Raw genomic sequence first — 14,262 nt, forward strand, 5'->3', positions numbered from 1 at the left:
TAAAATAAAAAGTTTACAATGTGTTGAAATTATATACAATATACGTATTTTTTCATGTTATCCCGCTGACAATGCGGATGTTCTTACAATCGCTCCCGATAGCTCGCATATCCTGCCGCATCATCTTTTTCATCAACTGTAAAAAATATGATATATTGTCAGCATGAAAAGCCAGTGAAGGGATGATCAGCCGTGGAAAAAAACGCTCTTGATATCATCGGGCATGCTGAAGAGCATCTCATTGAGAGAATCGCCGAGAATATGCATACATTCGGAATGCCGGCCACACTTGGTCGTGTGCTCGGTATTATTTATATGAACCGCAAGCCGATGACGTTAAATGAGCTGTCAGAGGCGACCGGGATGAGCAAAACGAGGATGAGCCAGGTGGTCCGTGAAATGACTGATGCCAATCTGGCGGAAAAAGTGTTTGAAAAAGGCGTTCGCAAAGACCTTTACGACGTGGAGCGTGATTATTACCAGACGTTTATCTCCCTGTTTACGGCAAATTGGACAAAGGCGGTCAGCAAAAACAAAATGCTCTATAAAAAGCTGAACCGCGAGCTGACTGAGCTTCTGGAATCGGAAAACCTCAGTCCCGATATTGAAGAAAAAGCCCGTCAGCTTTTGGATGAACTGACGGATTGGCTCCATTATTATGACTGGCTGAGCCGTTTGATAGAATTTTTTGAGAGTGAAGAAGTGTTTCAGCATGTGCCGAAAATAGAAAAAAGCAGCACCCGAAGATAACCAGGCGCTGCTTTTTTAAGTCAGGAAACCAATATCGGGAACATGCCTTTCAGACCGGCGCCGATCATGCCGATCGCCACCACCGCCAAGATCAGCCCCATCAGTCGGGTAATGACGTTCATTTCGGTTTTCCCGAGCTTATTGCTGATGAAAGATGAATAGTGAAAGAAGATGAACGTCATCGCGATGACGGCCGCAATGCCGATAAGCACGCTGATGTAATGGATGATGCCGCCATGGCCGGCTGACAGACTCATCACCGTCGCGATTGTACCCGGACCGGCGATAATCGGAATCGACAAAGGCGTCACGGATATATCGGCTTTCTCCTTGCTCTCCCCTTTCTCTTCATGATGGAGAGACTGTACATGAGATTTCTTCGCGTTCAGAAGATTATAAGCGATGCCGAAAATAAAAATGCCGCCCGCGATACGCAAGGCATGAATGTTAATGCCGAACAGTTTAAAGATCAGATGGCCGAAGATTAAAAAAGCCGCCAAGATGATAAACGACAGCACGGAAGCCTTGCGTGCGATCGCTGTCCGTTCTTTCTCCGGGTATCCTTCCGTCAGTGAAAGAAAAATCGGCACGTTTCCGATGGGATTGGAGACTGCAAACAGTGAAATGAAGACATGAATGATGAATGAAAACATGCGTACCTCCTTATGACTTGCCATTATTGAGTTATGTTTTGTTCTCCGCTGTTTCTTATGCATGATTTTTACCCCGGGGTCTGCTTTTTATAACCTCAGCCGGACGATCCGGAAAACAGAAAAAACCGTCCTTGTAAGGACGGTTTTTTTCTGTTTGCTATCTCCATAAGCCTTTTCCGAATTTCAACAGCCGATAAAGCATTTTCAATTTTTTTAGCATGCGTTAATTTCCTTTTTCACTCTGAATCAATGCGCCGAGAGACATGATATCTGTCAGCTCCAATAAAATTCTACCATATTGGGTACTTTTTCTCTATTATCATTTCATAGAGAAGGTGATTTATATATCTTTAGAAAACTCCGTTACATCCGTCCTATTTTCTTTTATAATGTAAATATTGAACAAAATCCCTATATTACTTGTAAAAGGAGTTTTAGAATGTATTGTTCTCAATGCGGCCATCATACTGATGGCGGAAAATTTTGTGAAAAGTGCGGTGCGCCCCAGCCCGGGCAGGGAGGCGCAGGCCAAACACAGGGTCAGGCCGCTCAGGCCGGCGCCGCGGCTAAGCAGGCTTCAAAGCAATTTGCCTTATTCGTGCTTGATGTGTTAAAGAGACCGTATCAAACATGTAAAACGACAGGCGGCGAACAGCTTGTCAGCAGCATCATCAACATGGTGCTTTTCTGCCTGGTGACGCCGATTATGTTTTATATTCTCTTATCAGACGGCTTTCGTGATGTCAGTTTTACCGCGGTTGTGATCAAACCGGCGCTTACCTTTGCATTATGCGTATTCTGCCTGTATCTCTTGATTTTTATCGCTTTGAAGGCCGGCGGCGCGCAGGTGTCATTTAAAGATTCGCTGTCCAGATTCGGAGCATTTTTGATTCCGTTTACAGCTATTTTGCTTCTTGCCCTCATTTTTATGCTGCTTCATACAACCGTTTGCTTTACCATTCTGGCTGTCGGTCTTTTAGGAGCGGCGTTTGCCGTGCCTCCGCTCATGCTGGCAAGCTATCAGCATCAGCTCACGGCTAAAGCGGATATCATTTATTCTGTTATCGTCATCTATTTGATCATTTGCGTAACGTTTCAATTCACGATCAAGCATTATATAAAAGAACTCATGAATTATTTCTTCTTTTAAAAACGGAAACCCCGCCGCCTGATTGGCGCGGGGTTTTTTTATTGAATGGATGTTAAATAAATTCTTCCGTCTTTGACAACGCCGCCATACGTCCAATTGTATGTTCTGAGCTTCGGACTGCCGCCGGCTTTCGTAATATAAAACTCCTCGTACGTATGAATCGTCAGATGAGAGCCTTTCTGTGAAAAGCTTTTGACATTCACTTCATTAAATACTTCGGTCGTCCCCTCGCTGTGCAGTTTTTTGACCAGTTTCTGCTGATCAGCATACAAAGGGCTTCCCTCTTCTAAATTGCCCGCCATGATGGCAAAATTGTTAAGGCTGACGGCGCTTGATTGATTTGTCAGGTAATCAGTCATAAACGATGTGACTTGCTCGTTTGTCACGCTGCCTGAAGCTGTATTTCCTTTGGAAGATGCCCATGCGGATGTATAGGTTTTCGGCTGGTCGTTTTTTATTTTTTTTACATTGGTCCCAGAAGAATCTGAGGCAGGGTCAGCTTTTTCGAAAACCCATTTTTTATGTTTTGTATCATATGAGAGTACATAATGAAAGCTCGGCTCAGCCTCTTCCATATCAGGCTTCGTATTCCCGTCGAAATAAGCAGAATCATGAAGCTCTTTACCCGTAACAGTTGCTTGCCAGCGGCCGTTCTCTTGAGAAATCGCAAATGAATCCAGATCAAAGCTTGTCTCTTTATACTGATCTTTCAAAAAGGTGCCGGAACTCTTCATGCCGGATACCACTTCTTTCGTCTGCTCTTTCCAGGCGGAACCAGCCTCGGTCATCTGATCGGTATTTCCGTCTGCCATCGCTTTTGTATACTGCTTCGTTGTTTTGACAATCGTGTCCATGATTGTTTGTTGTGTATCTTGATCCGGGATAAGCGTTAAGTCCACATCAGTACTGTTGATCGGAACATCGGCAGTTTTCATTTTTCCCCAAGGAAAATCAGCCTCCACGGCGGCTGTCATGGAACCGTCAGTTAAGAGCGGACCGTATGTAACGGATTTAAACGGATCTTTATGGACGGACTTGCCGTTTATCAGCAGATCGCCTTTCGCGTTTTTGAAGCTGTCTGCCGGAGTGAACGTCACATCCTCGGCGTCTAACGGCAGATCAAACTCAACATTCCGGCTGCCGGCCGCCTCTGCCTCTTGCTTTTTGACAACGTCAACCGTGTCATTTTTAAGCTTGGCTTCCGCCGTGTAGACACCGGGTGCATACGGGCCGAAGATTTGGGTTTCATCGGCTTTTTTGACCGTACCTGTTTTCTCGCTGTTGATATAAAGATCGGCGCCTTTATAATTGCTGGTGACGCGGAAATAAACCGGATCGACTTTCAGTTCGTAATGGTCAAACAAAAGAAGGGTTTTACCCTCTTTTTTGACGTATACCGCATCTTTTTCTGATGAATTGCCGCGAAGCGTTGCCAGCAGTTCATCGTGTTTCTTTGCGTATGCAAGGAGCGGTTTGACATTGGTCTCATTCAGCTTCAGTTTTTTGTCTGAAGGAGTGAGCAGGGCTGCGAGCTTTTTCGTGTCCCCGTCATGAACTGCCTGTTCGAATTGATCTGTGAGCCTTTTTTCAGATGTCAGCCAGGCTCCGGTTTTATATGCGGCAATCAATAAGATCAGCGCTGCGGCAATGCCGCCCCATATGAAGAGCGTTTTTTTAGGGATCGGCTTTCTCATTTGTGAAGCAGGTTCAGCCGCTCTTACAGCCGCCTGCCGTTCAAGCCGGCTTCCTTTCCCGATCGGTTTTCCGCATTCTTTACAGAAATGCGCCTCTTCGTTGTTCTGTCGGCCGCAATACTTACAAAAAAACATGACTTTCCTCCTATTCAATCTGCAAAACTTGTATAACTTTTCCTATGTTTCATATTTTATAATAAAGTAGAATGATTTTGGAGTTATTTTGAAAAATAGCTGTCGATCATAACGGAGGAGGAGAAACAGACATGCAAAAACTGAGCATCCGAAAAGCCGCGGAGCCGGATGAAGCGCTGTATGAACTATTGCTGCTGGCCGATCCGTCGAAAGAGATTGTCGATGATTATCTTGTAAGAGGAGAATGCTATACGGCTTGGACGTCAGACGAGCTTGCAGGGGTTTACGTCTTATTGCAAACAAGGCCTAAAACGATAGAAATCGTAAACATCGCGGTAAAAGAATCGCTGCAGAACAGGGGATTCGGAAAACAGCTGGTGCGGGATGCCATTGAAAAAGCGAGAGAAACGGGAGCTGACACGATTGAAATCGGCACCGGAAATTCCAGTATTCATCAGCTGTCACTCTATCAAAAATGCGGATTCCGCATTCAGGCTGTCGACCATGATTTTTTTATCAGACATTATGATGAAGACATTTTTGAAAACGGCATTCAATGCCGGGATATGATACGGCTTTATTTGGATTTATGATAAAAGGGCGCCGGCTGACATCGGCGCCCCTTCGTTTAACATTCAGACGGATTGATCCGCTTGTTTCTCTGTATTTCTTTGACTCCCTTGTCTGACTGAAAAAACAGCAAAAACGATCGTAAGGGTCAGTCCGACCGCCGCAAAAATATAATCCGCATTCATCAACAGCAGAAGCCCTGTGTAGACAGCGGCCGACAGCGGTTCACCCATTTTGACAATGGAAAAAATCAGTGCAAAGACCCTTCCGAAATATGCGGCCGGAACCGTCTTTTGGAAATACAGCACCGTTTGCACATCAATATACGAGATGATGATGCCGAGCACCAGGAAGATGATGCACTCAAACCCGTGAAGCGGAAAAAACAGCACCAAAATGAGCAGTCCCGCTGCCGTTAACGTCCGCGGGTACAGCCGGTTCAAGCGTTTTGTATTCCATTTGAAAAATACGGCCAGATTGCCCAAAAGCATCCCCGCCTGAAACATTGAATACATGACGGCAAACCATACAGAATAGTTCTGCTGAAAACGCTCCACAGCAAGAATCGGCCCCATTACTGAAATAAGACCGGCAATGACGAGATTTACGACGAAAAAGTATCCGACCGATGTCAGCCATGCCGCATTTCCTTTCAGCATTCTGTAACCGGCTTTTACACCTTCAGCCCCGTTGCTTTTTTCATTGGGCTGTTCTGAAATACGAATGAACGCGATAAATGCCGCGGAGATAAAAAAAGCAGTTCCGTTTATGGCAAACAGCAGCCCGAACGGAATAGCCGCAATCATGATCCCGCTGATCAATTTTCCGACGATGAGTCCGATCAAGTCACTCGTATTGATCAAAGATGTCGCCTGATCAAGATGCTGTTTGCGGACGAGCAGCGGAATGATCGCGACTTTCGCCGGCGCAAACAGCATCGATTGCAGAGATAGACAAAAGGCGCACACCCCGGCTATCCACACGGTTAATAAATCGTTCGCGCTGAGCACCGCCAAGAGGATCATGATGACGGCCCGGCCCGTATTGCACAAATACAAGATCGACTTTTTTCGGAATAAATCAATCAGCGGTCCCGCCAGCACGCCAAATGTCAACGGCACGAGTTCGATAAAAGAAATAACGCCGACAAGAATTTTGCTGCCGGTCAATTCCAGCACTAACAGCGGCAGTGCAATAAGCCAGATCCCGTCCGCCGCTGAAGAAAACACCTGCGCACACCAAAGCTTTGCATAGTTCGGTGTTCGATATGTCATATCAGGCCCTTTTTTGATCCTCGGCATCAGAAACACCGCCGAACCATTCCAGCGTTCTCCATGATTCCCGTCTTTCCGTATAATCCTCTTCCATCACCTCAAATACAATGCCGGTATCTTGATTCCGATAAAGCTCCTGCAAAGTATCTGCAGCCCGTCTCAGCACCTCCTCAGCGATCGTCCCTTCACTCGGATGGCGGCCCTCAAAACAGCGGACGCCGCCATGCGGGAACGCAAGCTGGCGAAATGAGCTGAAGTGATAATGTTTAATGCTCTCTTTTATCGAGAGAAACTGAAAGAAATCCGGGTATCTCAGCTGGTCATTTCTGAACATAAGCGCGGAAGACAAGTGAGTCTGATAGGTAATCGCCCAATGGCACAGATCCCACGTAATACCGACATGCTTCAGATCCAGCTGAACCAGCTCTGTAAAATCCTCAGGATAAATGAAAATCGGATCAAAATCCTCTCCCAGATTCCCGATGATCGGAAGGTTTTCCACACCTATCCAAATGTCCGTCCCTTTCAGCTGCTCATCAAACTCCGCGAAAAATTCAATGATTTTTTTACGGTTTCCTTCCAGGTCATAGACTTGAAATTCCTCAACCGTCATAAATTGATTCGCATGAACGGTTATGCCTTTGGCGCCGTATTTCACAGCGAGCTCCGCAAAGTGATAAAGCTGTTTTTTGATGTGATCTTCATGCACATAATCGGCATGATCTGTCGGGAAATGCAGCGTTAATAATGAAGGATCAAGCTGTTTTGCATATTCCAGCGTCTGATTGAATGTTTTGAGATAATCCGCTTCACTAAAGGAGCGGCCGTCAAAAATATTCGCTTCCAGACCGTATCCCGCTTCCACCCATTTCTCATCGATTTGCTTCGGATCAAGTCCGAAAAACGGAATTTGAGCAATCATAGGACAGTCACCATGTTCCTCTCACAAGCATAAACGCTTCCGCAGCGGAAAAACCCGATTTTGCTCCCCATACACGGGCATTATGTTCGATTGCCTGCAAAGAGCGGGGATGAGGGAAGTCCCTGAGCTCGGAGCCGTAACACGCCATCGATTTCAATTTCATTTCAAGTTCAGCTTCAATATTAACGAAGAAGTTGGCATGAAACTGATCCTTCTGACAGTAATTCCATTCCGTCGAAGACAATGTTTCATAGGCAAAAACCCGTTTTACCGTATGGCCGGGAAGCGGACGGGTTGCGGTCATGACCGCTCTGAATACGACGGAGTGGTCAATATTAATGTCACCGCCGTACTGGGTATACACAATGTCAGGCTGAAAACGATTGATTTGTTTCTCCGCTTCCTTCACGACATCCAACAAATCCATTGAATCCATTCTGTTATCAGGAAGGTTCAGCCTGACAAAATCATGGATGCCCAAAGTGCTGAGCGCTTGTTCCGTTTCTTGAGCAGAATGCTGCATAACGGACTCTTCAGGCTTCTCATAATCCGTTTTTCTTGATGACTTGCCTTCCGCCATAATGACTGCCGACACGCTGTCACCTTGGCGGACATGTTTGGCGAGCGTGCCGCCGACGCCGATAATTTCATCGTCGGGATGCGCTGCAAATACCATTACTTTCATCATATTGCCCTCCTTTAACTAACATTTCAGCTGTATCCGCTCCGCAGTTCATCAGCATATCAAGCATGGAGAGGTGAGGGATATGCTCCCCGAATAATTGAGGATAGTCAAAATGCCGGATCTGCTGATACTCAATGACAATTCCGTTTCTTTCAAAATCGCTTTCTATTAAATAGTCGGAACCCTGACTGCCTGAATAATAACGATCCGCCCCCAGCTCCCGACAAAGCGCTAAAACAAAATCGCTTTTTTTCTCCTTCCGGCATTCAAGCTCAGAGACATAACAGAGCGGCGTTTCAATTCGGAGCTCTTTTCGGAAAAATTCAATGATGTGCATATTCAAATCATGGAGATATTCCCACTCCCTCTGATAGACATCTTGAAAAAATTGCTGGTATCGCTCAAAATAGGGAGCTTTCGCATAGTTCATTTTAATCGCCATCCAATGTTTTTTCCGCCAATCCTGTGTCTGGTCGATTTTCATATGCCGAAGCTCTATGTCTTTATATTGTTTCATCTGCAAAGGCACCGTCAGCCATCTGGGACCCTGCGGCGTTTTGATTCTGTTGCGGTTCAGAAATCCTTTTTTCTCAAATTGAGCCGTGTCATGAATGGCAAACAGATCCGACTTATACATTTTTTCAAAAAAACCGTACCACGGCAGATAACTGGATTGATGGCCGCTTATTGTTTTCATTCCGGTTTCGTAAAAAGTCGGCATTGTTTTTCTTCAGCTCCCCAATATCGTTTCGGTCTTGCGATTTCTTTACTGTGTGAATAGCCAAAATCAGCCCATTGAAGCTTGCGGCTGATGGCGAATTGCAAAGCGTCACGCATCAACAAGTAAGAGGCCTGCGCTTTTTTTCCCGCCAGGCTGTTTACATTCTGCCAATAATAGAAGTGAGAGCGGTCATAGAGAAAAATACTGCTGCTGATCAGCGTCTCATCCTGATATGCTCCGACCCAAAACATCCGGTCCCCAAACGTGTCAAGCAGTTTTTGGAAAAATCCCTGGCTCAGCACATAAGCCGCGCCGATTGCCGCCGTATGCTCCTTGTAGAGGTCGTAAAATGATTCAAGTTCTTGTCGCCCGATCAGCCTGGTGACAATATTCTCTTTTTCAGCGTATCTGACTGCCGTCCGGGCTTTTCCGGAGATGCCCGTCCAAAGTTCGTCAAACGTGTCCGGAAGCGTAAGAATCCGTGTCGCCTTTTCCGTCCACCCTTCCCCGATTTCTTCTGTAAAAGAAGTCTGACCGTACGGCAGCAGCATCCGGGATATGTTCCGGCCGAATATGGCCTCGATTTCACTTTGAAGCCATTCAAATGAGATGGGGCGATCTGAAATAACGCCGCCGTATCCGATCATATTGCCGGATAATACGCCCTTCTGTTCAAAAAGCGGAAGATAGATGACCTGTCCTCCGTCCGTTGTCAGTCTGACAGGGTGAAATGACGTGCCGGGAAGCTCTTCCATGAGAATTCCCCAATCATAGCTTTGAAACAACCCCGCCTGATACATGTCAGCGGCCCGATCCCATACCTGGCGGCTCGTGCATACTGCTGTTTTTTGCATTGTTATCACCACTATTCAGTCTTATTCTGTTGCTCACAATATGATAAAACGGATTCGGCTACATATCTGACTTGCTCCTTTTGAAGAGGAGGTTTAAACGGCAGAGAAAGAACTCTTTTCCAAAGCGGATCTTCCCCTTCTTCCGCCGCATATGTTTCATAAATCGGAATACGTTCGAGGGGAAGATAGTTCCAGCATGTTTGGATGCCTCTTTCGGCTAAATAAACGGAACACCCGTACCGCTCTTCATCCCGGGGGAATACAATCGTTAAATAATTCAGATGTTCTCCTTCCTGAGGCTGGATCATCTTTATGCCGTACGTCTCTTCCGCCTTTATAAAGATTTCTCCCGCCGTCTCTAAGTTTCGAATGGAAGCTGTTACAAGCTGATCCATACGTGAAAGCTGATCTTCAATAATGGCTTCCCTTGCCGGATGCATGCGAAGCACCGGTACAACAGCCGGTTTATCCGGCAGAGCTTCGAGCTTAGTGGCTTTCATGGAAGGCATGACGCCCGCTTTTCTATAAATATATGAAAGGGGATGATGCCGTTTCCGTTTCATAACAGCCTGTATTCTTTGATTTCTGATATAGGATCGATAGTCATTTGCTACTCGGCCGCGCCGTTCCATCGGGGGAGCTGCATTTTGCTTCAGCAATTCTTTCGGCGCGATTAACGCGCCGCCTCCGATACTCGCAAGCGGTTTTGACGGGCCAAAGCTTAAAATGCCGAAATCGCCCAGACCGCCGGCATATGTATCCGCTTGTTTTGTAAACATAGCTTGAGCGGCATCATCAATGACAAAAATACCGTGTTCCTTCGCCCAGTCAATGATGGCGGTATTTTCTCTCCGGCCGTATACATGCGTGAGGATAACCGCACACGTCTGCCGCGTCGCTTTTTTTTTGACATCCTCAAACGATAAAGAAAGATGCTCATCCAGCTGCGCAAAAACAGGCGTTGCACCGGATTGCACTACGGCATCAATGACATTCGGGCAGCTGAAGGATGAGAAAATCACTTCTTTCCCCGGCCCGGCTCCCGAATAAGTTAAGGCGAGCACCAGTGCCGCACTGCCGCTGGAGGTCAGTACAACCCCTTTTCCGTACCGTTTTTCCAGCTTTTCAGTCAGTCCGCTTTGTCCGGCAGTAAGCAAGTGCTTCACCGCGCGCAGACGGCCCCTGACGGAAAGCTGTCCGGGATAAACGGGATATTTGACTACTTCCGGGTTTTTAGGAAAGTGAAAGTTTGTGCTTTTGTCTTTCATCTTTTATGATCTCCAGGCCTTCATGCAGACTTACTTTCGGAGCGTAACCGAGTAAACGTTTCGCCTTCTCGATTGACGGCGCCCGTTTAAAAATCTCGATGTCTTTTCCCCTCACGCCGTCTTCGCCCAGCTTTTTAAACAGATAGTTATCCTTCTCTCTGCCAGAGAGCACATTGACTTTTTCAGCCAGTTCTTTTATCGTGATCGGCTGGTCGTTCCCGATATTAAAGTCTTCAAAGACGGCTCCTTCATGAATGAGCGCGAGATAAGTTCCGGTGACGATATCACTGATGTAGCTGAAGCAGCGTATTTGTCCGCCGTCTCCGTAAAGAGGCAGCTCAGAGCCATTCTCGGCCAGGCTGAAAAACTTGTTGATGACAAAATCCTCGCGCTGTTTCGGCCCGTATACATTAAAGTACCGGACGACCCGAATATGAAGTTCGTCGGAAGCCTGTTCTCTCAAATATTCCTCTGATTGCAGTTTGGCTTTTCCGTAAGCCGATTTCGGAAGCTTTCGGCTTGTCTCGGTATAAGGAAAATCCGGTGAATCGCCGAATACTTCTGAGCTCGATGAGAAAAGAAGTGTTCTGATTCCCAATTCACCGCATACCTCGGTGACATTTTTCGTTCCTTCAAAATTGACCCGTATGACGTCTTCTTCATTGCTTCGGCAGCTGTCTACACCGACCATTGCCGCCAAATGGACAACCGCATCCGCTCCCCGCAGTGACTCGCGGAGGGACGTCCGGTCAAGGATATCCGTTTGGCGGTATTCAGTGTCAAAATCGGGCTTCTTTTGGTCTGCAATAATGGTGTGATAACCTTTAGCCTGTAATAATGCCGCCAATTCGCTTCCGATAAAACCGGCTCCTCCGATAATCGCAATATGTTTCATGATCCTACCTCCTGGCTGATAGTCAAAACTTCTTTTATTGACTTGACAATATAGCTGCAATCCTCATCTGATAACTGGCTGTAAAGAGGCAGTGACACGATCTCCCGGAAAACACATTCAGTAACCGGAAGCTCGGCAGGAAAATGTTTTTGATAGTAAGGATGCATATGCACGGGAATAAAGTGCACGCTCAGCCCGATCTGTTTTTCTTTCATTTTCTCAATAAACAGATCTCTGTCCATGCCGCCGTTCTCTCGGATCCGCAAAATAAATAAATGCCATGAGTGCGTTATGCCGTTCGGAATGTCAGAAAGCGGAAGCGCTGCTTTGTCAGATTGGCCCGACAGTTCACGCACATAAAATTGAGCGATCTGTGCCCGTTTTTCTTGAATTTCGTTTGCGCGCTTCAATTGAACCAGACCGAGCGCGGCCTGAATATCCGTCATATTATATTTAAAGCCCGGCAGTAACACGTCGTATCTCCAGCTGCCTTTTTCACCGTACCGGTTCCAGGCATTTTTTGTGATGCCGTGCCAGCCGTACAGCCTCGCTCTTTCTGCGGCCTGTTCGTCTTTCATGACGAGGGCTCCGCCTTCCCCCGTTGTAATATTTTTGGTGGCATAAAAGCTGAAGCACACGGCATCTCCGTGAGTGCCGATCATGCTTCCGTTATATTTTGTACCGAGCGCATGAGCGGCGTCTTCAATCAGATACAATCCGTTTTCTTTACAAATGGACTGCAAGTTTTCCAGATCAGCCGGATAGCCGGCAAAATGAACCGCAATTACCGCTTTTGTACGCGGCGTTATTTTCTTCCTGACATCTTCAGGATCGGCACATAGACTTTTCTCGCATATATCCGCAAACACAGGAACGGCTCCGGCGTGCAGGATGACATTGACGCTGGAACAGAACGTGAAGCTCGGCACGATGACTTCATCGCCTTCTCCCACACCGAGCGCCAATAAAGCCATATGTAAGGCAGCAGTGCCTGAATTACAGCTGATGACGTGTTCGGCTCCTATACATTCTCCCAGCTTTTTTTCAAAATCGATTACCTTCGGGCCTTTCGAAATCCAGCCCGACTGAATCGTTTCGGTTACGCTTGCGATTTCTTCGTTTGTCATATCAGGTCTGTGAAAAGAGATAAATCGATTACTAATGACCGTTCCCTCCTATAAAGTGACAACTCTGCAATTGTCGGCTGATTTTTCCCTGCATACATTTCTTGTGTCAAAGATAATCGGTGAGGCATCCTTCAAAATACTGTAGTCGATTACATCGTGATCTGTATGAATGATGATGACGTCGTACTGATTGATTTGTTCTCTTGTGAAAGGGACAGATTGTTTGCGGCTTCCGTCATTCAAGCGGATCTCGCTGATAAACGGATCATGATAATCAATCGCGCATCCCTTGTCCATCAATTCTTCCATTATCGTAAACACTGAGGATTCACGCGGGTCATTTGTATTTTTTTTATAAGCGGCCCCTATTATTAAGATGCTGCATTTGTCTTTGCCCGCCAGTTTCAAAGCATAGTCAGAGACAGAAATCGGCATGTTAGAATTGATTTCGTCCGCCAGATCAATTAATTTTGTCTGCAGTCCTTTTTCATTCGCGATCCATTTGAAGTAAAAAGGATCAATCGGGATACAATGGCCTCCGACTCCGGGGCCAGGGATAAATTTTTGAAAGCCGAACGGCTTCGTGTCCGCCGCGCAGATGACTTCCCATATATCAATATCGAGTTCACGGCAATTAAGCGCCATTTCATTGATAAGAGCTATATTGACATAACGATAAGTATTCTCTAGGAGTTTAGCTGTTTCAGCTACTTCGGGTGAGGTGACCGGGTGAATGCTTGTAACAATGGTGTTGTAAAACGCTGAGGCAAGTTCTGTGCAAGTCTGTGTGGTTCCGCCGACTACTTTAGGAATATCTGAAACTTCATATTGCCTGTTGCCCGGATCGATTCTTTCCGGAGAATAAGCCGTAAAAAAGTCTGTTCCTATTTTCATGCCGCGGCTTGATGCCATTCTGTCGGCAATCTTTTTTTTCGTTGTTCCGGGATAGGTGGTGCTTTCTAAAATTAAAAGCTGATGCTGCCTTCCATAAGCGATCATGCTGTCAACTGCACTGTCGATGTAGGTTAAATCGGGGATCTTGTCTTTTTTGTTCAGGGGTGTCGGCACACATATCACAATGATGTCGCATTTTTGGATGAGCGACATGTCGGCGCTGATTTGAAAGCGTTTTGTTTGTAAAGCCGAGTTCAGTCTGCCGTCCTCTATATCTTGAATATGGCTGCTTCCGGCGGCTAACAAGGAAACCTTTTCACTGTTTTTGTCGAATCCGATCACATTGTATCCTTTATCGACACATTCCAGCGCAAGAGGAAATCCCACATATCCCATGCCTAACACGCCTACTATCGCCTGCTTCGTTTCAATCAGATGTAACAGCCGTTTTTGACCAAGGTTGCTGGCTTCTTTTGTGACAGTATTCATTTTTCGCCCCCTAATAGATAGAAAAGAGTATTGTTTTTTACAATTTAAAACAAATATCGATCGATATCGCAATTATAACAAAAGTTAAAATTTGATAAATGAGTTTTACATCCTTTTGTGGATTAGGTATTATCTATTTATTTTTCTTTTATTTGTAAAATAAAATCCTGTTAAATGGTAT

General features: G+C 46.0%; 14 protein-coding genes. 3 read left to right on the forward strand and 11 right to left on the reverse strand.

Annotated elements, in window-relative coordinates; translation table 11 throughout:
• Positions 1 to 192: 192 nt before the first annotated feature.
• Positions 193 to 750, forward strand: a complete 558-nt coding sequence (locus tag VP472_RS16500; protein WP_014418904.1) for a GbsR/MarR family transcriptional regulator — start codon at positions 193 to 195, stop codon at positions 748 to 750.
• Between the two features lie 20 nt (positions 751 to 770).
• Here VP472_RS16500 and VP472_RS16505 read toward each other — a convergent pair whose 3' ends face one another.
• Positions 771 to 1,403 (reverse strand): NAAT family transporter, encoded by a 633-nt coding sequence (locus tag VP472_RS16505; RefSeq protein WP_070082389.1) that lies wholly within the window; start codon positions 1,401 to 1,403, stop codon positions 771 to 773.
• Between the two features lie 439 nt (positions 1,404 to 1,842).
• Between VP472_RS16505 and VP472_RS16510 the strand changes: the two genes are divergently transcribed.
• A complete protein-coding gene (locus VP472_RS16510; RefSeq protein ID WP_022553805.1) occupies positions 1,843 to 2,553 on the forward strand; it encodes a hypothetical protein in 711 nt (236 codons plus the stop codon).
• Positions 2,554 to 2,591: 38 nt separating this feature from the next.
• On the opposite strand, the gene VP472_RS16515 is transcribed toward VP472_RS16510, so the two are convergent.
• Positions 2,592 to 4,382, reverse strand: coding sequence for a zinc ribbon domain-containing protein (locus VP472_RS16515; RefSeq protein WP_146275517.1), 1,791 nt, complete (start codon positions 4,380 to 4,382; stop codon positions 2,592 to 2,594).
• A gap of 131 nt (positions 4,383 to 4,513) precedes the next feature.
• Here VP472_RS16515 and VP472_RS16520 point away from each other — a divergent pair, with 131 nt between their 5' ends.
• Entirely contained in the window at positions 4,514 to 4,975 is a 462-nt protein-coding gene (locus tag VP472_RS16520; protein ID WP_070082391.1) for a GNAT family N-acetyltransferase, read from the forward strand.
• A 42-nt stretch (positions 4,976 to 5,017) separates the two neighbouring features.
• Here the strand turns inward: VP472_RS16520 and VP472_RS16525 are convergent, their stop codons facing one another.
• Genes VP472_RS16525 through VP472_RS16565 form a run of 9 tightly spaced genes read right to left on the reverse strand, consistent with a single transcriptional unit; the run spans position 5,018 to position 14,081 of the window.
• The gene (locus VP472_RS16525; protein WP_070082392.1) at positions 5,018 to 6,253 is read right to left on the reverse strand and encodes an MFS transporter; all 1,236 of its coding nucleotides are present in this window, start codon (positions 6,251 to 6,253) and stop codon (positions 5,018 to 5,020) included.
• Positions 6,228 to 7,148: a sugar phosphate isomerase/epimerase family protein gene (locus VP472_RS16530; RefSeq protein ID WP_070082393.1), complete on the reverse strand. Its 921-nt coding sequence runs from the start codon at positions 7,146 to 7,148 to the stop codon at positions 6,228 to 6,230. The genes VP472_RS16525 and VP472_RS16530 overlap by 26 nt, the downstream gene beginning before the upstream one ends.
• A 7-nt stretch (positions 7,149 to 7,155) precedes the next feature.
• The gene (locus VP472_RS16535) at positions 7,156 to 7,833 is read right to left on the reverse strand and encodes a PIG-L deacetylase family protein (RefSeq protein WP_077722860.1); all 678 of its coding nucleotides are present in this window, start codon (positions 7,831 to 7,833) and stop codon (positions 7,156 to 7,158) included.
• Positions 7,796 to 8,554, reverse strand: coding sequence for a WbqC family protein (locus VP472_RS16540; RefSeq protein WP_070082395.1), 759 nt, complete (start codon positions 8,552 to 8,554; stop codon positions 7,796 to 7,798). Before VP472_RS16540 ends, VP472_RS16535 begins: the two co-directional genes overlap by 38 nt.
• Positions 8,527 to 9,408: a GNAT family N-acetyltransferase gene (locus VP472_RS16545; RefSeq protein ID WP_146275519.1), complete on the reverse strand. Its 882-nt coding sequence runs from the start codon at positions 9,406 to 9,408 to the stop codon at positions 8,527 to 8,529. Before VP472_RS16545 ends, VP472_RS16540 begins: the two co-directional genes overlap by 28 nt.
• A gap of 11 nt (positions 9,409 to 9,419) precedes the next feature.
• Positions 9,420 to 10,676 carry an aminotransferase class V-fold PLP-dependent enzyme gene (locus VP472_RS16550; protein WP_070082396.1) on the reverse strand — a complete coding sequence of 419 codons (1,257 nt, stop codon included), beginning with the start codon at positions 10,674 to 10,676 and terminating at the stop codon, positions 9,420 to 9,422.
• Positions 10,642 to 11,571: an NAD-dependent epimerase/dehydratase family protein gene (locus VP472_RS16555; protein WP_070082397.1), complete on the reverse strand. Its 930-nt coding sequence runs from the start codon at positions 11,569 to 11,571 to the stop codon at positions 10,642 to 10,644. Before VP472_RS16555 ends, VP472_RS16550 begins: the two co-directional genes overlap by 35 nt.
• Positions 11,568 to 12,698, reverse strand: coding sequence for a DegT/DnrJ/EryC1/StrS family aminotransferase (locus VP472_RS16560; protein WP_070082398.1), 1,131 nt, complete (start codon positions 12,696 to 12,698; stop codon positions 11,568 to 11,570). Before VP472_RS16560 ends, VP472_RS16555 begins: the two co-directional genes overlap by 4 nt.
• 48 nt (positions 12,699 to 12,746) lie before the next feature.
• Complete coding sequence (locus tag VP472_RS16565; RefSeq protein ID WP_070082399.1) at positions 12,747 to 14,081, reverse strand: nucleotide sugar dehydrogenase; 1,335 nt, start codon at positions 14,079 to 14,081, stop codon at positions 12,747 to 12,749.
• Between the last annotated feature and the right edge of the window lie 181 nt (positions 14,082 to 14,262).

It is taken from the genome of Bacillus sp. MT(2024) (genome assembly GCF_036362845.1).
Lineage (GTDB): Bacteria > Bacillota > Bacilli > Bacillales > Bacillaceae > Bacillus > Bacillus velezensis.